Raw genomic sequence first — 23,815 nt, 5'->3', positions numbered from 1 at the left:
ACCTCCATCGAGGCACGGGGGAATGCTCACGTGAAGCCGCGACGACGGGACGTGCCGCAGCCTGCGTGCTCCCCTTTTACCTCGAAAGGAGAACCGCAAGTGTTAGGCGAAAACGGCAGGTCTCCTGGCTCGTGGATCTTCGCTCCACCGCGCCTTCCCATCCAAACGGACAGTGGCATCGTGCGGTTTCGCTCCCCACTCACAGTGGCGGGACCGCGCCGGATTTGCACCGGACTTCCCTTTTCACTTCCGTGCGCTGGCACGAAAGACCGCTTTCACCGTATTCACTTGTGGCTTCATTATACCGACAAGGCCTACCGACTGGCAAGAGGATTTGAAGGGTCCGATCCAGAAGAGGAATTGTTGCGACCCCATGGGAAAGGAGGAAAAAGGCGCAGCGTCCTCTTGCGCCGGAGGAGATGCGGAAACAATCGTTCGTTCTCGAGGTGGGGAAAGAAGAGCGGGTCCTTCGCGGCGACCTGTACGCCGCCGAAAACGCCCGCAGGCTCCCGACGGTGGTCATCCTTCACGGCTTCAAGGGTTTCAAGGATTGGGGCTTTTTTCCCCACGCCGCGGAAGCCCTGGCGGAGCGGGGCTTTGGAGTCATCACCTTCAACTTCTCCATGAACGGAGTGGGGGAAAACCCCTTCGAATTTACCGAATTGGACAAGTTTGCGCGGAACACCTACAGCCGCGAACAGGAGGATGTGGCAAAAATCATCGGAGAAATCAAGGCGGGGCTTCTTCCTCCCGACGGAACCCTTGATCCGGACCGGATCGGACTGATCGGCCACAGTCGAGGTGGGGCGAACAGCCTGCTGTACGCCCTGGACGATCCGGATGTCAAGGGCGTGGTCACCTGGAACGGCGTCGCCGACGTGGATATCTTCCCTGAGGAATTGAAACGGGAGATCCGCGAAAAGGGAACGGGAACGGTTTTGAACGCCCGAACCGGTCAGGAGATGCCCATTCACCGGGAAGTGCTGGAGGATCTGGAAGCTCATCGGGAACGATGGAATCTCCTGAAGCGACTGCCCGGGTGGGATCGTCCCCTGCTGATCCTGCAGGGGGATCAGGATGCTCCCCGATTGGTGGAGGGGGCCCGTCAGCTTCATCAAGCCGCCCGGAAATCCACCCTTCAACTCCTGCCCGGAACAGGCCACACCTTTGGAGCCGTCCATCCCTTCCGGGGATCCACTCCCCATTTGGAGCGGGTTCTTGAGGCAACGGCGAACTTCTTTGAGGAAATCCTTTAGGGCCTTCCCACTGCAAAAGGCTCCCCCAAACAGCGAAAAGGCCGGTAAAGACCGGCCTTTTCGCCCAAGGGGGTCAACAAGATTTATCGATAATGAGGATGATTGCAAAGGAACAGACCTATTTAAATATATTTATAGAATATTATAATTGCACTTGTCAAACACAACCTCGCTTTTTTTGGAATCCCCGTCTTTTTTGTACTTCCCTTTGCCAAAGGGAACGGTATCGGCAAGAAAAATGTTTCATTCCTCATGATATTTTTCTTATTTCATTCGTCCTTTCACATTTTTCCTCTCCCTTTTTTGTATTACCGCATCAGCGCAAGGGGTTTTCTATTTTGAGGGGATTGCCCTTGAAAATTTCTCATCGATGCGTTTTCATGCCCCTGGAATTGAAAAAATAAAAAGCCGGTTCCACCGGGAACCGGCACCCGCTTCGGGGAATATGGTTTGAGCAGGGTCAGGCCCAGGGAAGTGTTAAGAGCTGATCGTTCAACTTACCAGCCGAATCCAACTCCCGCGAAGACAAAGATGGTGGCGATAACCAACAGGAAGATCAAGAGCCGACGAAAACCGATTCCGTAACCGTAGTTGTATCCGTATCCGCTCATGATAACCCTCCTTTGCATTGATTTCAATCGCATCATATGCTTCGCCGGCGGAGGGGGAAAGGCATCCGCCCCTTCCGTGTCAAAATCCAGCAATGCCTACCTCTGCGTTTCCGCCCACTCCCTCAGCACCACGGCATGATTTTGCACCCGGTCCCGGCTTGCATAGAGAAAGGTGATCGGCCTTCCGTCGGCACGCTCCAGAATGCGGAGCCATGCCTCTCTTTTTTCCGGATCATTCAGCTCCCGGAAATACGCCTCCCTGAAACGGTCAAAATCCCGATCCCGGTGATAGCTTTTCCGCAATTTATTTGACGGGGCCAGCTCCCGCGCCCAGTGATCGATGAACGCCTCCTCCTTTTTCACGCCCCGCGGCCAAAGCCGATCGACCAAAATGCGAAAACCGTCGGTATCCTCCGGGGAATCGTAGATTCGCTTCAGCCGGATCATGAGAAACCCTCCTTCAAAGAAATCGCCCCCGCTGCCAGCCTCCGGGCAGGGTGAGCCCCTTGACAGGGTGCCGCAGCACGACCCTCCCTCGCCTGGCGACAGAACGGCTCGGATAGTCTCTTCCCTTTTTCACTGATTGATTATAAGTTATCATGGAATTTGAAGGAGAATTCCCATGCCGGGGACGATCCAAGGCTTTCACGGCTTTCCGGGATGATGATCAAAGAACGAACAAAAGGGGTATTGCCCATGATTCTGACTGGTCATCTTCGGCCGCTCACACACGAATACAAACATCCCGTCGCCTACCGGATCCGGCTCGACGACCAGGAAGCCCCGCTGAATGATTTCCTGGGAAATACCATACAAATCGATTATCTCGGAATCATTTCCTGTATCTATTGCGGCCGCAAGATCAAAAAGTCCTTTAACGGCGGTTCGTGTTACCCGTGTTTTCGGGATCGGGCCGAAAACGATCTCTGCATCGTCAAACCCCACCTGTGCCACTTTCACCGGGGCACCTGCAGAGATGAAGCCTTCGGCCGATCCCATTGCATGCAGGCCCACATCGTATACATCGCCCTCAGCGACGATATCAAGGTCGGCATCACCCGAAAATCAAACGCCGTCAACCGCTGGATCGACCAGGGAGCCGTCGCCGCCTTACCCATCGCGGAAGTGCCGGACCGCAAGACCGCCGGCGAATTGGAATTTCATCTGTCCCAATTCATCAAGGACAAGACCAACTGGCGGAGAATGCTGAAAAACCAGGTCGTCGACAAGGATCTGACGGCGGTACGCTCCGAAATCCGCGAAAAAATCCCCGAAGACTACGAGCAATACTTTCTGGAATCCCAGCAAGTGATGGATTTTCAATACCCGCAGCTTCATGTCCCCGAAAAAATCAAGTCCCTGGATCTGAACAAGCAGGCGCACATCAAGGACAAATTGATCGGGATAAAGGGACAATACATGATCCTGGAGAACGGCGTCATCAACATGAGAAAGTACAGCGGGTACAAGGTGCGGGTGGTGCTGGACGCTTAGCCTCTTTCCCTCCCCTGATCCCCTATCGGAACGGCCTCCGCCGGAAGGGGTTCCTGTGGAAAAAACGGTTCCTCCCGTTTCTCAGCCGGAGCAGAATAAAACCGGCCAAACAACAGATCACCAGCCAGATATACAGATGGACGGAAAGGATCAGGCCGATTAGCAGAACGCCGACCACGGCACACAGGGTGGAAAGAAGGTGGTAACGGGTGATCAGCAGACTGAGAAAATAGATGACCGCTCCGATGAAGATCAACAGCGGACTGAGGACGAAAAGGGCTCCCGCCGCCGTGGCCACGCCGCTTCCCCTTCCGTGAGCAGAAGCGAGGGGAAAGGTTTCCCCGAAAACGACGGCCGCGGCGGCCAGAGAAGCCCCGAACCAGCCCGCCAAAAGCAGCCCGACCGAGGCGGCGAGGGCCCCTTTGGCCATTTCCAACCCCAGGATCCAAAGTTCCTTCGCAGCCGCCCGAGTTCGGATCAATCCGTGCCGCACATTTCCAACCCACGTGCGAACGGGAATGGAACCGAGAAGATAAGCTGCCACCACCGCACACAAATAAGCCATCCTATTCCCCTCCTCCCCTTCACCGATTTTTTGTGCAAAAAGCTGTTACATAACAGTTCCGCGCGGGTAAAATAAAACAACAACATGTGAAGGGGGAAGGCTTCCATGGAGTTTTCGCTCATGAGCAAATACGGGCGTTATCCCTGTGAAGTGGTCGTCGATGAGGACCAATTCCGATTCTGGGTGCGCAACGCGGACACGACCGGTGAGTTTTTTCAGTCTCAGCAGGAGCTTTTGGAATGGATCCGCAAGCACTGGCGGCGGGAGGATTTCCTTCGTCCCGAGGAGTTCGATCATCTGCTGAACGCCCTCGCGAGAGGAGATGCGCCATGACGGCGAGGTCATTTCCTCGTCCTCATTTTTTAAATATTATGATTGTGGATTGGTTCCGTTGCTGCACAGGTTGCCTCCGACGAGCATAACGGTACGTGCGCCGCCGGGCAGGAGGTGAGTCCGGCACCTTCCGCCCGCCTCGTCGCGAATCCCCCCGCTTCCCTCGGATTCCCCCGGCCTTCCCGGGAGCGGGGCGATGACCCGGGCAGATCAAAGGAGCCTCAACCGGAGAAGGGGGCCGGATAGCGGCGAACCGCCAGGAGGAGCAGGGCCAACAAACCGCAGTAGCCGAAGAAGGGGTAGACGTAATTGATAAATGCGGGAAAACCGATCAGGGAGCACACATAGCCGACGACAAAGATCAGTCCGGTCAACGTCTTGGTGCGGAAGGGGACCCATTGATCCAGATTGGCGGCCAGACCGTACACATTGCCGATCAACGTGGTGAAAATTTCCCCCCACATCACGGCGAGGAAAAAGTACTTCATGCCCTCCCCCAGAGTGGCGATCACCAGGGCGATGGGAATCTCCATGTCGTAAATCTCCGGAACCTTGAGCGTCAGTGCGAAATCGCTGGCCAAAAGCATCAGGCCGAGCCCCAAGCCTCCCAGGAACCCGCCGAAACGCAAAGTCTTTTCGTCCCGTATTTCTCCCCCGATCGGCACCAATACCGCCTGGGACATGGCCAGGTTAAAGGCCACGTAAGTGACGGCCGAAACCAGCCAGCTCCCTTCTTCCGCCGGTTCCATCTCCAGGAAAGGAAGAATCCCGTCACTGCGCAACCCTTCCGCCGCGACCAGCATCGTGAAGAAAAACATGCAGGGAACCACGAAGGAATTGACCGACAGAATGCCCTCCATGCCGCGGATGATCACCAGATATGCAACGCCCGATGATAGCAGCACTCCCAGATGGAAAGAGAGTCCCAGCTGCTCCTTGAAGAGGGCTCCCGTCCCCGACATCATGGCCGTCGTCACTCCGAAGAGGACGATTCCGACAAAGATGTTCATCCATCGACCCCACCGGCGGCCGAACAAGTAATTGTTAAACTCCTCATAGGACTGGGCCTTCAGCCGGGCACCCACCAGCATCATCCGCGTCCCCAACCAGGCGAACAGCACGGTCACCAACAGGATGCCCCATACCCCGCCGAGCCCGAAAACGGTAAAAAACTGCTTGATTTCCTGCCCCGAGGCAAAACCCGCCCCCACCACCGTCCCGATGTAGGTAAAACCGATCCGACAGGCCGGGAACCACCGCTCCTTCACTTCCATACACCTCTTCCCCGGGAAACTCGTCCTCACAGGATAAATGTATGGACCGGGAAGGACAAATAGAACCAAGCCTCCATAAAACGACAGGGGGACCGGAACAATCCGGTCCCCCTGTTTACTCCAATCCTTATCATTACCAGGGCCATCCGGTGTCTCGCCCGCCCTGGTCGCCTCCTCCTTGATCTCCCTGTTGGTCTCCTCCCGGCGGGTTCGGCGGGTCACCCCGTCGGTCGCCGCCATCGCGGCCTCCTTGATCGCCTCCCAGGAAACCGCCCGGACCTCGGTCATGGCCTTGGTCGCCCTGGGGATCTCCCGGCTGATCTCCCTGCTGATCACCCGGGGGTTCCTGCCGCGGTTTCACCTGGACCGATACGACGTTGGAGGGTTGAGCCTCCTCGTTGGTCTCCGTATCGATGGCGATCACGCGGTAATGGTAGGTCCGGCCTCCGAAGATGCCCGACAGGGGATCTCCGGGCTGGGGCACTTCGATCTGGTTGTCGGTAAACGCTCCTTCGGCCGTTTCGCCGAGCGGCCGCCAGTTGGCACCGTCTTCGGAGCGCTCCACCCGATACTTGACCCGATCGTCGTAATCGGTCCATCTCAGCTGGATGACACCGGCTTCTCGGTTGAAGCTGCCCTTCAGATCTGTCACCGGCTTCAGCTCGAAGGGCGGTTTGGGTTCTTCCACACCCGGCGGTTTTTCAAAGTCGCGGGCGGGTGTGCCGGCCAGAAATTCCGACATCACTTTGCTGAAGAGGGGAGCGGCTGTCGAACCCCCGCTCAGTTGCACCCTCTTGTCCTTGTCGCCCGACAGATTGTAGATCGTCGCCGCCATGACGTAGTCGGGGGTGTAACCCACAAACCAGGAATCCTTGTATTCCTGGGTGGTCCCCGTCTTTCCGGCCACCGGGCGGCCGTCCTTCAGACGGGCTTTCGTCCCGGTTCCCTTTTCCACCACTTTTTTGAGCATCCGTGTCATGTAATAAGCGGTTTTGGGCTTGAAGACCTCAACGGGTTGCAGGGCTTCCCGCGCCTCTTCGGTCATTGCCACTTCCGTACCGTCCGCTTGCTCAATCTTCCGGATCGCGTGGGCCCTCATCGCTTTTCCGTTGTTGGGGAACACGGTGTAGGCCTGGGCCATCTCCACCGTGCTGGCCCCTTCGGTCAGACCGCCCAGGGCCATAGCGGCGTAGGCCTGATCCTCGGGATGCAGTTTGAGTCCGGCCTTTTGGGCGAAATTAAAGGCGTTGGGCAACTTCACCTTGTTGTGGAGAAGCCATGCGGTGGAGGCGTTCAGCGAGTTTTCCACGACGTAAGAGAGTTCCACGTCGCCGTAATAACGCCTCGTATAGTTTTGCGGCGTCCATCCGTTGATCGAGAACTTTTCGTCGGGGATCTTGGAATACTCGTTGATGTCCTCGTTCAGCTCCATCGCCGGGGCATACACCGTCAGCGGCTTGATGGACGAACCCGGCTGGTGTCCCTTCTTCTCCGCCGAGCGGATCATGCTGCCGGGCTTGTAGTGGCGTCCGCCGCCGATCGCCACGATTTCCCCGGTGTCCGCCTTGAGGATGGTCGCCCCGCCATCCAGATTGTCGTGACCCTGGTAGGTGGCGTCATCCTTCAGGGCTTCGTCGACGATCTTCTGGGCCTTCGGGTTCAAGGCGGTGTAGATCTTCAGTCCCCCGTCGGTCAGCTCCTCATCCGACAGATCGTAATTCCGTTTCGCTTCATCAATGACATAAGCCTTGTAGGCTTCAAATTCGTTGTTTTTCAGATGGGCCTCGAGATATTCCTCCTTCACCCCGAGATCCATCTGTTGATATTTCGAAACTTCCTCTTTGGAGATGATGGGATCGAGGCCGTCCTCATCCTTGCCTCGGGCCATGATCGCCAACACGGTATTCCGCCGATTCTTCGCCCCTTCCGGGTTGCGGAAGGGGTTGTACCCCTCCGGCGCCTTCGGCAGTCCGGCAAGAAGGGCGACTTCGTGGGGCTTCAGCGTTTCCTTGCTGATATCCTTGTTGAAGTAAATCTTGGCCGCCATCTTGACGCCCCGGACGTTGTTGCCGAAATAGATGTAGTTCAGGTAGGTCTCGAGAATTTGATCCTTGCTGTATTTGCGCTCCAGGTTCAAGGCGGCGCCGATTTCCTTCAGTTTTCGTTTGATATTTTTGTCGCGGTCCTCGAGAATGGCATTCCGGGCCACCTGCATGGTGATGGTCCCGCCGCCCTCGGCCGCCCCCAACTTGACGATGTTTTTCACGACGGCCCGCATCAGGGCGTAGTAGTCCACCCCGTTGTGCTTGTAGAAGCGGGCGTCCTCCACCTTGACAAAGGCATTCACCAGGGCGGGGTTGTGCTTCTTCAACTCCTCCATGGTGATGGGCTCCCGGTTGTTCCCTCCGACCCGACCGATCAACTTGCCTTCCTGGTCATAAATGGCCGAAGCGTACTTCATGTCCTCCATTTTTTCAAGATCGACCGTCCCCGCCGACATCACCACCGTGGAACAGCCGCCGACAATCAAAAGAAGAGATGTGATGATGACGAGAAAAAACCATTTTTTGGTGAAAAAGCGGCGCTTATTTCCTCCCTTCGAACGGGTGGAACGGGAACCGTGCCGCTCCTTGCGCGACGGGAGAGAGCCGTGCTTTTCCCCCCGAGGCGGCAGGGAAAAGGGATCCTCCCTCCGGCGATAATCATCCATTTCGATAACCCCCTGCAGACGAATTGAAGCAAATTGAAGCGAAAAAGGGATTTATATATTTCTCTCTATCCATTTCAAAAGCATTCGTTGATCCTCCGGCCCAAAAGGCGTTGAAGCGCCGACCTTTTCCCCCTCGTCCCCGAATATGGTATAGTGGGGGACGGGGTGATGAGCCATGAACGGGCGCGCTGCCGCCTTTGCCTGCCGGATCGCCGGAATCGCCGGTCTGTTTGCCTCCCTCCTTCTTTGGAAAACGGAGGGATTGGCCGGGCTGTTTCTCGGCCTGCTGGGCTCCCTCATCTGGTTTCTTCTGGGATGGCGATTCGGCAAAACGCCATGATAGACAGGCGCTACTATATTATAACGTAATTATAGTCCGAAAGGATTTCGTTTTGTCAACAAAAGGAGGAACCCTGCCGAAAAAGCGCGAAGAAGGGGGAGCGCCCGGAAGCTTCGCCCCCCTGGCTCCCTCCGGCATCCGATGGGATCGTTTTCCATATTCAATCTCCTCCCGGCAGCCGGAAGTTGCGGTTGTCGAAACCGCCGGTGACGGGAATGACCGCCCCGGTAATGAAATCGGCATCGGGATCCACCAGGAAGCGGACCACCCTGGCGATATCCCCGCCGGTTCCCGGCCTGCCGACAGGGTTGCGGTCATCCCTTTTCCCGCGGGCGGCTCCGATGGGGGCTTCCTTGTAGGGGTCCCGAATGTCCCCGGGGCTGATCATGTTGACGGTGATCCCGTGCGGCGCCTCTTCCTCCGCCAAGGTGCGGGTGAAGGAGACCAACCCCGCTTTGGCAGCCGCATAGGCGGAAAAGCCGGCCCACGGGGGAGCGTGCTCCGCCTCGGGAAATCCGAAGGTGATAATTCGACCGAATCGGCGGCGTCGCATCAAGGGGATCACTTCCCGAACGCAGTAGAAAACACCTGACAAGTTGCCGTCGATCATCTCCCGCCACTGCCGATCCGTCAGTTCCACCGCCGGAATCCGCCGGAACAAAAAGGGCCCCGCCGTGCATACGAGCACATCCACCCGGTCCCATCTCTCCCGGATCTCCTTTGCCATCCTTCTGACATCCTCCAGGCGACCGACATCCCCCTGAAGAACGAGGATCTCTCTTCCCAACGCGCGAACTTCGCCGGCCAGTCGCTCCGCCGCCTTCCGGCTGCTGCGGTAATTGACGGCGACGTGAAATCCCGACTCGGCCAACACCTTTACCACTTGGGCACCCAAACCGCGAATGCCCCCTGTCACCCAGGCGACGGATCCTTCCACACTTCCACCCCTCCCCGATTTTTCCGTATTCCATTTTATCGAATCAAATGCCCTTGAACAGCAAAAAACCCGTCCGAGGACGGGGTCAACGCTTTTCCGCAGGTTCCAGGATTTTTTTGGCCATGTACAACAGGGTGAAGGAACCTAGAAAAATTCCCGGCAAAAGGATCCCCGGGCTGACCGGTTCCCGGAAGGAAACGGAGAGGATCAGCACGGAAACGCAGGCGAGGGAGAGGATTTGCATCCACCGCCTCTTCTTCCACCAGCTGAGCAAAGTGGAAAACACGGTGATTCCGGTCATGATTTGCCATTCCAGGATGGAAAAAAAGGGCCATTCCGTCATGGGTCATTCCTCCCGTTCACTCCTCATTTTGACCCATTGGGAAACGGCCGATACCTCTAAAATCCTGTGGAAAAAGCGTGGGTTATCACAACGAAACGAACCGGCCCCCCCTTCGGCACCGGATGGGCCCCTGAAGCCTTTTGCCGGGATACATCCTAACGCGGCGATTTTCCGGGGCTGTACCTCAATCTGATTTATCGGATCCGTTTCAGGTCGTTTCCGTCCGCTACGAAGAAGGACCGGATCACCGTCCGCTCAAAGTCGACACCGTCCCTGGACTTTCCGCGGATATCGATGGTGACATTGTAGATCCCCGGATGCGTAACGGAAGGGATTTTTCCTTTGAACACTCCCGCATCTTTGGCATCGGGATGAAGGAGAGCTTCCTGCGGTTTTGTCGCCGCCCCGGACGGCCCGCCCTTCGCCCCCGGCTCAACCACCCTTGCCCGGACATCAAAGTCTTTCGCATTCCAGAGACGGGGTTTTTTCAGGCGGACCTGAATCGGAACCCCGCTCTTCCCGGCCCGGGAGGAATCCATCTGCACCTCCATCGTGTTCTCGCCGATAAAGGATACGACCAGCAAGTACGCCCCGTCGTCCGGACTGGTCATGCGCACCTTCCACTCGCCCGTTTCGGGCCGGGAAATCCGGTATGCGTGAATTTGCGCTCCTTTCAGGATCTCTTTCTCTTCTCCGGCGAAATATTCCGCGCTGCGCGGGGTGTAGATGCGGCCTCCGGGTGAAACGAGCGCCGTTTCCACATCGGAACGATGGGTCATGATCTGAAAGACCGCTTCATCCCGCCCGCCTTCGACGGCGATGGTTTGCTCCACCCTCGTTCCGGCGGCGAGGGATCCGCCTCGCACCACCGACTCGTTTTGGTTCCTTTGTTCACCCATGGCCGGGATTCCCCCCGAACCGATGTCCCCCGCTTTTTTCGAGGCGGTGCGGAGAGTGGATTCGATTCGCGGGAAGGCGGTGCTTCCCATGCGGATGTTGTCATGGTCGAAGTTCTCCGTAAACAGGTGATGGCCGTTGGGCAGGGGCGTGCTCCAGACATTGACCAGACCGTCGTTCTCTCCGTAGGTGGACAAGTAAGCACCACCCGTCCACAAGGCTGAAGGAAAGGGTCCCCAGCTGGTTCCGGCGGCGGTATAATAGGCGTTTTTACCGACGTTTTCGTGGCTGTCCGTGATCGATCGGAAATACTCCATGTACCCGGTTTGCAGCACTTCGGTTCCTTCATCCCGTGCCCCCAGCAGATCCGCCAGCCATCCCGCCCACCAGCTGTAAGCGAGATCGGCCAGATGGGAACCCCGGTGGGGCGATCCCAGAGTGATCACCTTGCCCACATGGGGCCACGCTCCGTAGTGAACGAGCGCCGCTTGGCTGTCGATCCCGCCTTTGCTGTGGGAGACGATGTTGACGGGTTCTCCGAAAAACTGCCGAATCTGGGTCAGGAGGTCGGCCAGAAGCCGGCCGTTGTCCCACATGCTCGCTCCTTCTCCTCCCGAATCATACAGCTCCACGAAAGCGGTCCGGTAACCGTTGGCGTAGGCCGTGGCATACATGTCGTTGGGCCCGTGGTAGGAGGTCTCCCCCCACCAGCTTTCGGCGGAGCCGCGCAATCCCTGGACGAAGACGATCGGCGGCTTGCTGTAGTCCACATTGGGCGGTGTCTCTCCCACATACCAGGTTCCCGGAACCGCCTCGGCCCCCGCATCCCCCGCGACGCTCCGGGGAACAGGAACCGCTTTCTCCTGAGCTGACACGGGACCGGCCAAAACCGACACACACAGAACGACCGCCAACAGCAAGACGTGTCCCCTTCTTCTCATCCCCTTGCCCCCCGAAGAAAAGTTTCCTTCCCTCCACCCCTTCTAAATAATTCCCTTTTTTGTAAATTTTCCAACTTTGTCCGCGAAAGATCTTGGAAAAAATCTCTCCTCCTTTGGTATACCGAGGGGATGGCCCGCAAAAATTAAGCATTGACTTCAACGCTTCGCGAGGGTACACACATGAAAGACGTGGGAATCGCCTTGAGCGGCGGAGGTGTGGCGGGATGCGCACACCTGGGGATTCTGTACGGATTGGAAAAAGAGAATATCCCCGTCCGGTACATCGCGGGAACCAGTGCGGGAGCCATCGTCGCCGCCCTGTACGCCTATGGATACCGACCGAGACACATGATCAAGCTTCTCCCGCTGATCAATAAGGAATTGGTCGATTACGACTACCCTTCCTTCGTGCGCGCCTTCCTCCGCAGGGGAATGCGGGTTCAGGGCCTGGCGAAGGGAGAAAGGCTGCGCTATCTGATCGCGGAAACCACCCGAAATGCCCGGATGACAGACCTGCCGCTCCCCGTCGCGCTCATCGCGACCGATCTGAAAACCGCCCGGCCGGTGATTTTCACTTCCCGCCCCTTCCTCTCTCCCATCCCCGGCGCAGACGTGATCACCGACATCCCGGTGGCGGACGCCGTGGTCGCCAGCTGTGCCATTCCGGTGCTGTTTCAACCGATTCATTACCAAGGCCGGATCCTCGTGGACGGCGGAGTCATCGACAATTGTCCGATCGGCGTCGTCAAGGCACTGGGGGCGGAAAAAACCATCGCCGTCCGGACGAGGGAAGCCGCTCCGGTCGAAAGCTCCTTCGACTCCCTCCTGGCCATCGTCAAGCGGGTGATGAGCATCACCCTGAACATCCAGGTCAAGCAGCAACTTAAGGAAGCGGACATCGTCCTGCAACCCGAGGTGGCCCCCGATACCCTGCTGGATTTCACGCAAACCGTCTCCTGTGTCAAATGCGGGTACCGCCATGTGCGGGAGCGAATGGAGGAGATCCGTCGCGTGATGGAGAATGCGGCGGAGGGGGTTCCTCTCTGACCCTTTATTTCTGGCGTTTTCCCTCTCCCTTCAACCGGCGGATCAACCCTTGGATATCGGGAGGAAGGGGAGACTCCCATGACCGTTCCCGGCCGTCACGAGGGTGAATCAGTTGCAGAAAGGCGGAGTGGAGTGCCTGCCGGCCGATTCCCCAGGTGTTCCAGCCTTCCGCGTACATGGGATCCCCGATGATCGGATGCCCCCGGTGGGCCAGGTGAACCCGAATCTGGTGCGTCCGGCCCGTATCCAAAAAAAGGCGCAGAAGGGTCGCCCCCGGCAGTCTCTCCACCACGGAAAAACGGGTGACCGCCGGGGCTCCCCCTTCCATCACGCAACGGCGGGAGGGACGCTCCGGACATCGGGCGATCGGAGCGTCGATGACGCCGGTCTCCTCGTGCACTTCGCCGTGAACGACGGCCAAATACCCCCGCATGTAGCGGCGGCGGGACATCTGTCCCGCCAAAAAGTCGTGGGCATAGGCGTGTTTCGCGATCACCATCAGACCCGAGGTGTCCTTGTCCAAACGGGTGACGGGGTGGATTCCGTGGGCTTCACCCCGCTCCGTCCAGCGGTGCACCAGCCCGTTGGCCAGGGTATACTCCCTGTAATCCTTGGTGGGATGAACCACCAGTCCCGGCGGTTTGTCGACGACGACCAGATCCTCGTCTTCGTGGACGACGGCAAAAGAGACCGGCTGTGGAGGAATATCGGTACGTTCTTCCGGCAGCTTCACCTCAAGAAGGTCCCCTGCCTCCACCCGATCGGCCAACCAGACGGTACGGCCGTTCACCGTCACCCCGCCGGACTCTTTCAGCCTGCGAAAAAGACGACGCGAAAAACGGTAACGGTTTCGAAGGACGTCCCGGACCGTCCTTCCGGACTCCCGTTCCAGAACGCGGTGAACAAAATCGGCAGTCTCATCCCGGCTCACCGGCACTCCCCCTTCAATACATCACCCCGGTACGGGTGTGGGTTTTCCGGAATTCGGCGGGAGATGGATCGAAGTATTCGGGATTGTATCTTTTCACAAACCACCCGTTCGGATTCAGGTAACCGGAGCCCCAGGTGGGATCCATGGTCAGCCATCGGCCGTCCACCTTGACCTCCACCCACGCGTGGCGGATGCCGTCGGCAATCCCTTCGACGAAACGGGCCTCCATTCCGATTGAACGCAGGAGAGCGATGGCGAGGAAGGAGTAGTCCTGGCAAACCCCCTTTTTCCGCTCCAGGGTTTTCAGGGCGCTGTCGTCCAGGGCGAATTCGTCGTTCCTGTATTTTTGCACGTCGTAGGTGATGTTCTTGGCAACATAGTCGTAGATCGCCCTGGCCTTGCTCCGCTCGCTCTTTTTCCCGGCGGTCAGCCGCTCGGCGAGCTCCTTGATTTCCGGCGCGTCGGACTGAATCCCCCGGGACGGCAGCAAATAGCGTTTGTCTTCCTTCGCCGTGCTGATCACGCTAAATTCGGCCACGCTGTAAAAGCGGAAGTAATCCCGCCGTTCATCGGTAATCTCCGGCACATTGACGGTCACTTCATACTTGCCGGGTCCGAAGCGCAACCAAAACTCCCCGTCAAAGCGGTAATTTTTTACCGGTATGAAATAGGTCGCCTCTTCACCGTTCTTTTTGGTCTGGATAATCAGGTGGGTGGTTCGGGAAGCATCGGGCGCCTGCGGATCGATCGTTCCGGAGATCCGGTAACTCAAGCCGGCCTTCTCCCCGCCCGCCACGGGATGTTCCAGATGAACCCCCCGTTCCTCGTACTGTTTGTAATATTTGATCGGCTCCCGCTTTTCGGTGGAGGTGTTTTTCACCAAGAGGGAGGCCCCTTCTTGGTAATAGCTCTTTCTGTCCGGGATGGGAACCATCACTTTCAACTCGTGTATGCCCTTGCCGAAATAGAGGGGAACCTTCACTTCAAACCGGCCGTCCTTCAACCGGACCATCCGCTGCCATTTCTCGGAACCCTTTTGCACCAACACCATGATATAGGGGCTTCCGTAGGAGTTCGAAATGCTGCCCTCCAGAACAAAGATGCCGTCCACCGCTTGGTACCCCGTCTTCGGCCGGGTCAGTTTCAGCCCTGCTTCCAGGCCGGCGGGAGTCCAGCCAATATCCCGCTTCACTTCCGGATTGACATTGACCACCCTAAACCGGGCAAAGTCGTGGTAATACCCTTCCGTCGCCTCGCTCGGCATCCGGACGGTGACCAGATATTCCCCCTTGCCGGCGAACAGCTGCACCCTCTGTTGGAAGGTCCCGTCCTTCAACGGCGTGTAGTACGAAAATTTCTCCGCGCCGGGGATTTTACTCCCGCCCGTTTTCCTGATATCGATCCACACGTGCTTCGACTTCATCCCCGTCGTTTTCTTCACCGAACCGGCCACCGTAAAGGAACTGTTGACCGCAAATTTCTGATAACGAGGCTCCCGCAGCTCACCCCCCACCTCTTTGGCGTAGGGTTCCAGTTTCAGCGGCTTCAAACCGATCTTTTCGTTTTCCTGCTCCACCAGCTGCTGCCATTTGTCCTTCGGCTGTCCGCTGAGCACCCCCAACCCGCTGCAGGCGGCGACGAAAACGAGAGAAAAAATCAACAGACCAAAAACCGTCAAACGAAGCCGATGTTTCACTGACTTTCCCCCATCTTTCTCGTTTCTACATTATATTTCTTCAGGGAATTCCCGCGATGCCGTTCCCCAAAACATCCCGCACGGAACCGTCAGTAACATTATATCGATTATTCCCCGGCTCGACCTCCCCGATTGGAAAAAAAAGAGGGATCGCCTTCAGAAGGCAATCCCCGAGGTCGAGACCAAGATCAAAAGACTCAGTTTCAAAGCTGAGGCTATCTTTATTTTACTATGAATCGGGAAAACTTTGTTTTTAAAACTTCGACTCATTTCGACAACAGACGACACGTTTTGCAAGCCAAATCCCCTCCTATGGGACAGATGTTTTAAAACATCTTAATGAAAGCCCTTTCATTTGGCACTTTTTCCTTGACAGTCGATTTGTTCCGGGTATGATTGTTTGTACAGTATCACATCCTGTGAAAATTGCTCGACAAGGGGGGTGGCAGCCGATCGGCCTAGGCAACAACATTCGCCGCCGGCGAAAAATCCTGGGCATGACCCAAAGGCAGCTGGCGGAAGGAATCATATCCGTTCCTTATCTCAGTCTGATCGAAAACGAAAAGGCGCTGCCCGGCGAAGACATTTTAAAACTGTTGGCGCGGCGGTTGAATACGGATCCGGAAACGCTGATGGGCATCCGGGACGCCAAAAAGGCGGAGCAGTTCCGGGAACTGGTGGAACAGGCCCGAACCGCCCTGAATTACGAGGAGCACTCCTCTTCCGAAAAGACGATCCAGTCCCTTCGCGACCTGGCGTCCACCGTTGCGGACCCCGACATGCTGGTGCAGATCGAACTTCTGGAACTCAACCTGTTGGAACACCGAAGCACTCCCGAACAGTCCGAGAAATTGCTGGAACAATTTGAAGAGCGGTGGAAATCTGCCCTGGATCACCCCGCTGTCAAAGTCCCCTACCTGCGCATCAAAGGAAACATCCAATATCGGAAAGGCCATTTCGAAAAGGCGCTTCACCATTATTTGGCGGCAAAACAACACCTTCCCGAAATTACAGATGATATTGAAAAAGGATACGTTTACAGCAATCTTGGAAAAACCTACGTTCTCCTGGCCCACCCGTCGATGGGCATTCTGTACGCGGACAAGGCCCTGGAGATCATGAACCGCCACGACCGACTGCTGGAGGTGTGCAACCTCCTGCACCTGAAGGGAACCTGCCTCTGTCACATCGGAGAATACAACGAGGCGATCCTGCTGTTCGAGCGGATCATCCGCATGTGCAATCAGTTTTTGTTGTGCCAACTTTTCGCTTCCCGGGCCTATCACGGAATGGGCATCTGCCACATGAAACGCGGAAACTATCACACCGCCATCCGCCTCTTTCACCAATCGATCCGGGTTGTCAGTCCGAATAAACTGCCGGAATGGGAAATCGGAGTCGTCCACCAAGCCCTGGGATATACCCACCTGAACGCGGGCAACCTGAAAAAGGCCAAAAGATATGTCAAATCGGCGATGAGGCGCTTGAAGGATCGGCCCAACCTGTATGCCGAATGCCTGGTGTATCTCGGCATGATCCATCATGCGGAGGGAGATCTCAGGCGCTTTGAATTTTGCTACCGCCGGGCGATTGACATCTTTCTCTCCCTCGGCATCCATGAAAAAACGGCGCGGGCCGCCCAAACCCTCGGGGAGTTTTTGAGCAGAGCCGACAAACCGTACCAAGCCGTCCGGTACCTGAAGATCGCCGCCGAACACTTCAGCAAGCTGGTCCCCACCGTCGACTTCGACTCCGAATTGCCGGGATGGGACAAAAACGAGAGGCAAACTTCAAAAACAACACAACATCGCATCGTGTGAAATCCTTCCAACCACCTCCTCCCTCCGGCCCATCTTTTCATCCTTCGATTATTGAAATTTCCGTCACTAAGACCGGCGTGTGTGCCGGCCTTCTTTTTTTTCAGGGATCGACTTTACCCGAAAAAACCTCCGATACGCCGAAGCGGATATTGAGGAATCCTCCTTTCCCGCCTATACCGCAATCCTCCGGAAACATAAGTTGATAGAAGGAGGGGAGGTGTCCCTTTTGGAGAATCACTCGGTCGGTATTTTATTAGGAAGTCCGGTGGTTCACAAAATCATTTCCGGAAAACCGACCTATGAAAAGGCGGAACTTTATTTTGAATGCGGTCAACGAATCGGTATCGTTCCGATTCTGTTCGATCTGAAGGGTTTGGATCTGGTAAAGGAACAAGTGTCGGGATTCGTCTGGAGTCCAACAAACAAACGATATCTTCAGTCGGTTCAACCCATCCCCCCGGTGATCCACAAGCGAATCTTGTCTCCCTCCCCGAAACTGGCCACCCTCTCCCGGCAACTGGGCAGAAGATTGTTTAATCCTCCGATCAACCGCAACAAATTACGGATTCATGAGTTGCTCCAACAAAATGCGCGTCTTCAACCCCACCTCCCCGACACCCGCAAAGGAAGCGATGGGGATCCGGTTCCGGAAATGTTGCGGCAGTACCCCGCGATCTTCATCAAACCCGTTTACGGATCCCTCGGGCATTCCATCCTCAAAATCGAAGCGACGGGGGATGGCCGATATCTGCTTCAATCTCATCAGGGTAAGAAACGAATTCTCTCCAAGGATCAATTGAAAAGGATCCTCGCAAAACGGTTTTCCTCCCAACGCGATTATTTCCTCCAACAAGGCATCCCCTTGGCCAAATATCGCGGATCTCCCTTCGATCTCCGGGTATCGGTGCAGAAGGGAGAGGGAGGACGTTGGAAAATCAGCGGAGTGGTGGCCAAGGTGGCTCCGCGAAGGGGAATATTGACGAACCTGGCGCAAAACGGAAAGGCCGTGCCGGCAAAAACCGTTTTATCCCATGCATTTCCCGGCAGAAATCCCGAAGATCTCCTGGAAATGATAAATCGCCTCTCTCTGGACATTTGCCAAACCTTGGAGAAAGCCCATCCCGGTTTCGCCGACGCCGGACTGGATATCGGAATCGATCAAAAGGGAAAGCCCTGGTTTATCGAAGTGAACTTCCGCGATCTCAGATATTCCTTCCGTTCGGCCGGAGAATACCAAATGTTCCAAAATACCTATCTCAACCCCATGTGTTACGCAAAGTTTTTAATAAGTCGCCGAACAGTCAAATCCGGCCGTTTCGAACGCACCCACCGATGAACGCTCCTCAGGCCCGTTTAAAATCCGTTGAAAAAGGATGATTAAATCATGACGATACGACCTGTCAAGCATATCCGGGGGATGCCCAGGGGAAGCTCGCGTCCGCAACTGATCCTCTTCAGTGACGGACGCCACTATATTGTCAAATTCAAAAACAATCCCGTCCAGGGGACCCGGGCCCTCGTCAATGAATACGTCGCGGGCCGGTTGGCACAACTCCTCGGCCTTCCCGTCCCGCCTTTCAAGATCGTTCATATAAGCAAACACTTCTTTAAAGAGAATCCCGTTTTATTCCGGCATCGCTTTCTGCCCGGCCATCAGTTTGCCAGTGAATACATCCCCGACTGCCTCAAAAAAATCGACAAGGAATCCCTGTCCGGATTGAACATCGTCAACCGCAGACATCTCGCCGGAATCATCGTGTTTGATCAATGGGTCAACAACGTTGACCGCCGGAGAGGAAACATCCTCCTGCGTCCGTTATCCGGGAACCGCGGCTTTTGGCTTTATATGATCGACCAGGGCCACAGTTTCTCCTATTATGATTATCTGAGCCGCAGACGGGAATGTCGTTGGACGCCGGCGGGGCTTCGTATCCTGCCGCAAAAACTGAAGTCCAACGCCTTTTATCGCTGGTGCAAGCAGCAGAGCCGCGAGGAAGACTTCGCTTACTACCTGGATAAAATTCAGCAGCTGTCGGAGCAACAAATCCGCCAGGTGATCGCTTCCATTCCGAAGGATTGGAACGTATCGCGGGTGGAAAGAGAAGCCCTGTACAAATACCTGATCAGGGCGAAAAAAATGCTTCCGGACTTGATCAAACCCTATCTCCGTAAGACCGATGAACAAGCCGGACCCGAAGAAAATGCGCACCCCTTCCTGTCGAAAAGAGTGCGCGTCACGAAAACTACCAGGCAGAGGAAAGCCCGTTGACAGGTTCCCCCCGGTGTTTGCGGGCCGGTCTCGAACGTCACCCCTCCTGCCCCAGCATCTCCAGGAAGGTTTGCTCGTCAATGACCTGGACGCCCAGATCCTGGGCCTTTTTCAGTTTGGATCCCGCCTTCTCCCCGGCGATGAGCAGGTCGGTGTTCTTGCTGACGCTGCCGGTCACCTTGCCGCCGAGGGCTTCGATCCGCTCCGAAGCCTCCTTGCGGCTGAAGTGCTTCAGGGTACCCGTGAGGACGACGGTTTTGCCGGCGAAGGGGCTTTCCGCCGCCTCTTCCGGCCTCGTCCCCTTGAAGGAAAAATTGACGCCGGCGGCGCGCAGGCGTTCCACCACCTCGCGGACCTCGGGCTTGGCAAAGTAAGTGACGATGCTGTCAGCCATCTTGGGGCCGATCTCGTTGATCGACTCCAGCTCCTCCCGATCCGCCTCCATGATCCGGTCCAAGTGACCGAAATGGCGGGCGAGGATCAAGGCCCCCTTCGACCCGACAAAGCGGATACCCAGGCCGAAAAGGAGACGTTCCACCGAATTCTGCTTGCTTCGCTCGATGGAGGCGAGAAGGTTCTCCACCGATTTTTCCCCCATCCGCTCCAGGGGAAGCAGGTCTTCCTTCTTCAGGTAATACAGGTCGGCCACGCTGCGGACCAGGCCGGCCCGAAACAGCTGGGTGACCACCTTTTCCCCCAGCCCCTCGATATTCATCGCACCCCGGGAGACGAAGTGAATGATTCCCTCCCGGGTTTGCGCCGGACACTGGGGATTGATGCACCGCAGCGCCACCTCTCCGTCCAGGCGGACCAGCCGGCTGTTGCATTCCGGACAGTACTCGGGCATGCGGTAGGGGCGTTCCTCCCCCGTCCGCCGTTCCGGCAGCACCCCGACGATTTCGGGAATAATGTCCCCCGCCTTCCTCACGATGACGTGGTCGCCGAGAAGGATGCCCTTTTCCCGGATGATGTCCTCGTTGTGGAGAGAGGCCCGCTTCACCGTCGTCCCCGCCAGGGTGACCGGATCCAAAAGGGCGGTGGGCGTGACCGCGCCGGTGCGGCCCACGTTGATCTCGATGTCCCGCAGGATCGTCACCGCTTCTTCGGCGGGAAACTTGTAAGCGACGGCCCAACGGGGGCTTTTGGCCGTCGTCCCCAGGATTTCCCGCAGGGCGAGATCATCCACCTTGATGACGACCCCGTCGATCTCGTATCCCAAGTCCGCCCGCCGCTGCCGCCATTCTTCGACGTAGGCCATCACGTCCTCGATCCGCTCCACCGCCCGCCACGCGGGGTTCACCTTGAAACCAAGGTCCGCCAGGAACCGGAGAGACTCCGCGTGGGTTCCGGGCACCTCCCCTTCCATCCAGCCGATCCCGTACAAAAAGATGTCCAGAGCCCGTTCGGCGGCGAGCCGCGGATCCAGCTGCCGAAGGGAGCCCGCCGCCGCATTGCGCGGGTTGGCAAAGAGGGGTTCGCCCCGCTTTTCTTTTTGCGCGTTGATCCGCTGAAACTCCCCTTTGGGCAAAAAGGCCTCGCCCCGCACCTCCAGTGTGACCGGGCGCCTCAGCCGCAGGGGCAGGGAGCGAATCGTCTTCAGGTTTTGCGTGATATCCTCCCCGGTCTGTCCGTCCCCGCGGGTGGCCCCCCGGACGAACACGCCGTTTTCATACCGGAGGGAGACGGCCAGTCCGTCGATCTTCAGTTCACACACGTAACGGACCTTATCCACGCCGGTTGTCCGCCGGATCCTCCGGTCAAATTCCTTCAGATCCTCCTCGCTGAAGGCGTTGCCGAGGCTGAGCATGGGAACGGAATGCTCCACCTTTTCAAAGAAGGGCAGGGGTTCACCCCCCACCCGCTGGGTGGGGGAATCCGGGGTGATCAGGTCGGGAAAGGCTTTCTCCAAGGCGGTCAATTCCCGCATCAGTTGGTCGTACTCCGCATCGGTGATGACCGGATCGTCGAGGACGTAGTAGAGGTAATTGTGCTCCTCGATCTCCCGGCGGAGCTCTGCGATCCGTTTTTCGGCTTCTTGCCGGTCCAACGCCATCGGCCTCCTCTGCATGACAGATCCAAACGCCAAAGATCTCTCGCTTCAGGGCATCACGCCCGGCTGATCGGCGCGAAGCGGGCGAGCAGCCGCTTGATGCCCACGGGACTGGGAAAGGCCACATCCAGTTCGGCATCTTCCCCTTCGCCTTCCACCTTGACAACGGTACCCGTTCCCCATTTGGAATGGCGCACCTTGTCCCCCACCTTCCAATCCGCGGTCGAACCGCCGGCCGGGCGGACCGGACCCCGTTTTTGGGGCGGGAAGTGGAACACCTGGGTCCGGGGTTTGACGGGTTCCAGGAGATGTTCCGGTATTTCGTCCAAGAAGCGGGAGGGAGGATGGCTCACCGTATGTCCGAAGACGGACCGGATCCGGGCCCGGGTGAGATACAGCTCCCTCTTCGCCCGGGTGATCCCGACATAGGCGAGCCGCCGCTCCTCCTCCAGGGCATCGTCATCTTCCAGGGAACGGATGTGGGGGAACAGCCCCTCCTCCATGCCGACGAGGAAGACGCAGGGGAATTCGAGCCCCTTGGCGCTGTGCAGGGTCATCAGCACGACCGCTTCCTCGTCCGCCTCCTCGTCCAGGGTGTCGATATCGGACAGGAGCGCCAAATCGGTCAAAAAATCCACCAGGGACTTGTCCTCGCTCCGCTGCTCAAACTCCTGGACCACCGACAGAAATTCACCGATGTTCTCCAGGCGTCCCTCCGCCTCCAGCGTTCCTTCCCGCTCCAGGGATTCCCGGTAACCAGTCTTCTCCAACACTTCTTCGGTCAATTCCCGGGCGGACAGATATTCCGCCATTCCATGCAGGTCGCGGATCAGGGCGGTGAAGGACTGAAGGGGCCGGAGAAAGCGGGGAGCAAGCCCCATTTGCTCCGCCTCCAACAGGGCGCGGTAGAGGGAAAGCCCCCTTTCTTCCGCGTAGCGAACGATCTTTTCCATCGTTCCTTCCCCGATCCCTCGGCGCGGCACGTTGATCACCCGCCTCAGGCTGAGGTCGTCATCGGGGTTGACCACCAATCGAAGATACGCGAGGAGATCCTTGATCTCCTTCCGTTCGTAGAACTTGATGCCGCCCACGACCCGGTACGGGATGTTGGACTTGAGCAGCACCTCCTCCAGCACCCGGGATTGGGCGTTGGTCCGGTAGAGGACGGCGTAGTCGCCGTAGTTCCTGCCTTCCCGCTTGCCCTGGAGAACGGTTTCCGCCACGAAGAACGCCTCTTCGTGTTCGTTTTCCGCCTCAAACAGGCGGATCGGTTCGCCGGTACCGTTTTCCGTCCACAAATTTTTCGGCTTTCGCTGGGTGTTGTGGGAGATCACGCCGTTTGCCGCATCCAGGATCGTCTGCGTGGAGCGGTAGTTCTGTTCCAGCCGGATCACTTCGGCGTCGGGATAATCCCGCTCGAAATCCAGGATGTTGGTGATATCCGCCCCCCGGAAGGCGTAAATCGATTGGTCCGAATCCCCCACCACGCAGATGTTCCGGTGATGGGCCGCCAGAAGTTTGGCGAGAACGTATTGGGCGTGGTTGGTGTCCTGGTATTCATCCACGTGGATGTACTGGAATTTCCTCTGATAATAATCGAGGGCATCGGGCACCTGGCGAAACAGCCGGACCGTCTCCATCAGGAGGTCGTCGAAATCCATCGACTGATTGGCCCGCAGCTTGTTCTGGTAGGCCTCGTAGATCCGGGCGGCGATCTCCTCCCGGAAGCCCTCCGCCTGTTCCTGCATCTCCCGGGGCGTTTGGAGACGGTTTTTGGCCCGGCTGATCCAATAGAGATAGCTCCGCGGATCGTGCTGTTTCGCATCCAGGTTCTGCTCCTTGAGGATCTGCTTGATGACGCTCACCTGGTCCGGCACATCCAGAATGGTGAAATTGCGGGAATAGCCGATCCGCTCCCCGTCCCGCCTCAGGATGCGCACGCACATGGCGTGGAAGGTGGAAATCCAAATCTCTTCCGCTTCCGGCCCCACGAGGGCGGTGATCCGCTCCTTCATCTCCCGCGCCGCTTTGTTGGTAAAGGTGATCGCCAGGATATTCCAGGGGTGGACCCCCTTTTCCGAGAGCAGATAAGCGACCCGGTGAGTCAACACCCGCGTCTTTCCGCTCCCCGCGCCGGCCACGATCAGCACCGGCCCTTCCGTCATCTCCACCGCTTTTCTCTGCACCGGGTTCAGCCCGGCTAACAATTCCCGTCCCGTATCCGTGGGTCGGCTCATATTCGCACTCCTTTTTCCTCCGGTTCAAATGAAAGTAAACAGAATCGAAGACCACCCCCGGACA

General features: G+C 57.3%; 19 protein-coding genes and 1 riboswitch. Of the genes, 8 read left to right on the top strand and 11 right to left on the bottom strand.

Going from position 1 to position 23,815, the window contains the following annotated elements:
• Positions 1 to 97: 97 nt before the first annotated feature.
• Positions 98 to 289: riboswitch (cobalamin riboswitch) on the bottom strand.
• Between the two features lie 130 nt (positions 290 to 419).
• On the top strand, positions 420 to 1,256 hold the full coding sequence (locus CLV97_RS09980; RefSeq protein ID WP_106345381.1) for an alpha/beta hydrolase family protein: 837 nt from the start codon (positions 420 to 422) through the stop codon (positions 1,254 to 1,256).
• A gap of 707 nt (positions 1,257 to 1,963) precedes the next feature.
• Here the strand turns inward: CLV97_RS09980 and CLV97_RS09970 are convergent.
• Positions 1,964 to 2,314, bottom strand: a complete 351-nt coding sequence (locus CLV97_RS09970; protein WP_106345379.1) for a DUF488 domain-containing protein — start codon at positions 2,312 to 2,314, stop codon at positions 1,964 to 1,966.
• A 249-nt stretch (positions 2,315 to 2,563) separates the two neighbouring features.
• Between CLV97_RS09970 and CLV97_RS09965 the strand changes: the two genes are divergently transcribed.
• A complete protein-coding gene (locus CLV97_RS09965) occupies positions 2,564 to 3,361 on the top strand; it encodes a DUF2797 domain-containing protein (RefSeq protein ID WP_106345378.1) in 798 nt (265 codons plus the stop codon).
• A gap of 22 nt (positions 3,362 to 3,383) precedes the next feature.
• On the opposite strand, the gene CLV97_RS09960 is transcribed toward CLV97_RS09965, so the two are convergent.
• Complete coding sequence (locus CLV97_RS09960; RefSeq protein WP_106345377.1) at positions 3,384 to 3,926, bottom strand: glycerol-3-phosphate acyltransferase; 543 nt, start codon at positions 3,924 to 3,926, stop codon at positions 3,384 to 3,386.
• A gap of 105 nt (positions 3,927 to 4,031) precedes the next feature.
• Between CLV97_RS09960 and CLV97_RS09955 the strand changes: the two genes are divergently transcribed.
• Positions 4,032 to 4,259, top strand: coding sequence for a hypothetical protein (locus CLV97_RS09955; RefSeq protein ID WP_106345376.1), 228 nt, complete (start codon positions 4,032 to 4,034; stop codon positions 4,257 to 4,259).
• A 221-nt stretch (positions 4,260 to 4,480) separates the two neighbouring features.
• Here the strand turns inward: CLV97_RS09955 and CLV97_RS09950 are convergent, their stop codons facing one another.
• A complete protein-coding gene (locus CLV97_RS09950; protein ID WP_106345375.1) occupies positions 4,481 to 5,533 on the bottom strand; it encodes a YkvI family membrane protein in 1,053 nt (350 codons plus the stop codon).
• 133 nt (positions 5,534 to 5,666) lie between these two features.
• Positions 5,667 to 8,243, bottom strand: a complete 2,577-nt coding sequence (locus CLV97_RS09945) for a transglycosylase domain-containing protein (RefSeq protein WP_106345374.1) — start codon at positions 8,241 to 8,243, stop codon at positions 5,667 to 5,669.
• Between the two features lie 175 nt (positions 8,244 to 8,418).
• On the opposite strand from CLV97_RS09945, the gene CLV97_RS18140 reads away from it, so the two are divergent.
• Entirely contained in the window at positions 8,419 to 8,583 is a 165-nt protein-coding gene (locus CLV97_RS18140) for a hypothetical protein (RefSeq protein ID WP_170070447.1), read from the top strand.
• A gap of 160 nt (positions 8,584 to 8,743) precedes the next feature.
• Here CLV97_RS18140 and CLV97_RS09940 read toward each other — a convergent pair whose 3' ends face one another.
• The 3 genes from CLV97_RS09940 to CLV97_RS09930 form a co-directional block, all read right to left on the bottom strand.
• The gene (locus tag CLV97_RS09940; RefSeq protein ID WP_106345373.1) at positions 8,744 to 9,520 is read right to left on the bottom strand and encodes an SDR family oxidoreductase; all 777 of its coding nucleotides are present in this window, start codon (positions 9,518 to 9,520) and stop codon (positions 8,744 to 8,746) included.
• An 85-nt stretch (positions 9,521 to 9,605) separates the two neighbouring features.
• The gene (locus CLV97_RS09935; RefSeq protein ID WP_106345372.1) at positions 9,606 to 9,863 is read right to left on the bottom strand and encodes a hypothetical protein; all 258 of its coding nucleotides are present in this window, start codon (positions 9,861 to 9,863) and stop codon (positions 9,606 to 9,608) included.
• A gap of 194 nt (positions 9,864 to 10,057) precedes the next feature.
• Positions 10,058 to 11,701, bottom strand: coding sequence for an esterase/lipase family protein (locus tag CLV97_RS09930; RefSeq protein ID WP_146130463.1), 1,644 nt, complete (start codon positions 11,699 to 11,701; stop codon positions 10,058 to 10,060).
• 180 nt (positions 11,702 to 11,881) lie between these two features.
• Between CLV97_RS09930 and CLV97_RS09925 the strand changes: the two genes are divergently transcribed.
• Positions 11,882 to 12,748, top strand: coding sequence for a patatin-like phospholipase family protein (locus tag CLV97_RS09925; RefSeq protein ID WP_106345370.1), 867 nt, complete (start codon positions 11,882 to 11,884; stop codon positions 12,746 to 12,748).
• A 4-nt stretch (positions 12,749 to 12,752) separates the two neighbouring features.
• Here CLV97_RS09925 and CLV97_RS09920 read toward each other — a convergent pair whose 3' ends face one another.
• The gene (locus CLV97_RS09920; protein ID WP_170070446.1) at positions 12,753 to 13,679 is read right to left on the bottom strand and encodes an RluA family pseudouridine synthase; all 927 of its coding nucleotides are present in this window, start codon (positions 13,677 to 13,679) and stop codon (positions 12,753 to 12,755) included.
• 13 nt (positions 13,680 to 13,692) lie between these two features.
• On the bottom strand, positions 13,693 to 15,375 hold the full coding sequence (locus tag CLV97_RS09915; RefSeq protein WP_106345368.1) for a transglutaminase domain-containing protein: 1,683 nt from the start codon (positions 15,373 to 15,375) through the stop codon (positions 13,693 to 13,695).
• Positions 15,376 to 15,794: 419 nt separating this feature from the next.
• Here CLV97_RS09915 and CLV97_RS09910 point away from each other — a divergent pair, with 419 nt between their 5' ends.
• The 3 genes from CLV97_RS09910 (at position 15,795) to CLV97_RS09900 (ending at position 19,464) form a co-directional block, all read left to right on the top strand.
• A complete protein-coding gene (locus tag CLV97_RS09910; RefSeq protein ID WP_170070445.1) occupies positions 15,795 to 17,195 on the top strand; it encodes a helix-turn-helix domain-containing protein in 1,401 nt (466 codons plus the stop codon).
• A 226-nt stretch (positions 17,196 to 17,421) separates the two neighbouring features.
• Positions 17,422 to 18,531 carry a YheC/YheD family endospore coat-associated protein gene (locus tag CLV97_RS09905; RefSeq protein WP_170070444.1) on the top strand — a complete coding sequence of 370 codons (1,110 nt, stop codon included), beginning with the start codon at positions 17,422 to 17,424 and terminating at the stop codon, positions 18,529 to 18,531.
• Between the two features lie 48 nt (positions 18,532 to 18,579).
• Positions 18,580 to 19,464: a HipA family kinase gene (locus CLV97_RS09900; protein ID WP_106345365.1), complete on the top strand. Its 885-nt coding sequence runs from the start codon at positions 18,580 to 18,582 to the stop codon at positions 19,462 to 19,464.
• 37 nt (positions 19,465 to 19,501) lie between these two features.
• On the opposite strand, the gene ligA is transcribed toward CLV97_RS09900, so the two are convergent.
• Together ligA and pcrA are read right to left on the bottom strand one after the other, a co-directional pair.
• The gene (gene ligA, locus CLV97_RS09895; RefSeq protein ID WP_106345403.1) at positions 19,502 to 21,511 is read right to left on the bottom strand and encodes an NAD-dependent DNA ligase LigA; all 2,010 of its coding nucleotides are present in this window, start codon (positions 21,509 to 21,511) and stop codon (positions 19,502 to 19,504) included.
• Positions 21,512 to 21,570: 59 nt separating this feature from the next.
• A complete protein-coding gene (pcrA, locus tag CLV97_RS09890) occupies positions 21,571 to 23,751 on the bottom strand; it encodes a DNA helicase PcrA (protein ID WP_106345364.1) in 2,181 nt (726 codons plus the stop codon).
• Positions 23,752 to 23,815: the final 64 nt, after the last annotated feature.

Origin of the sequence: Planifilum fimeticola, assembly GCF_003001905.1 — a bacterium.
Classification (GTDB): domain Bacteria; phylum Bacillota; class Bacilli; order Thermoactinomycetales; family DSM-44946; genus Planifilum; species Planifilum fimeticola.
Note: the sequence above shows the minus strand (reverse complement) of the source record. Positions and strands in the feature narration are given on the sequence as shown.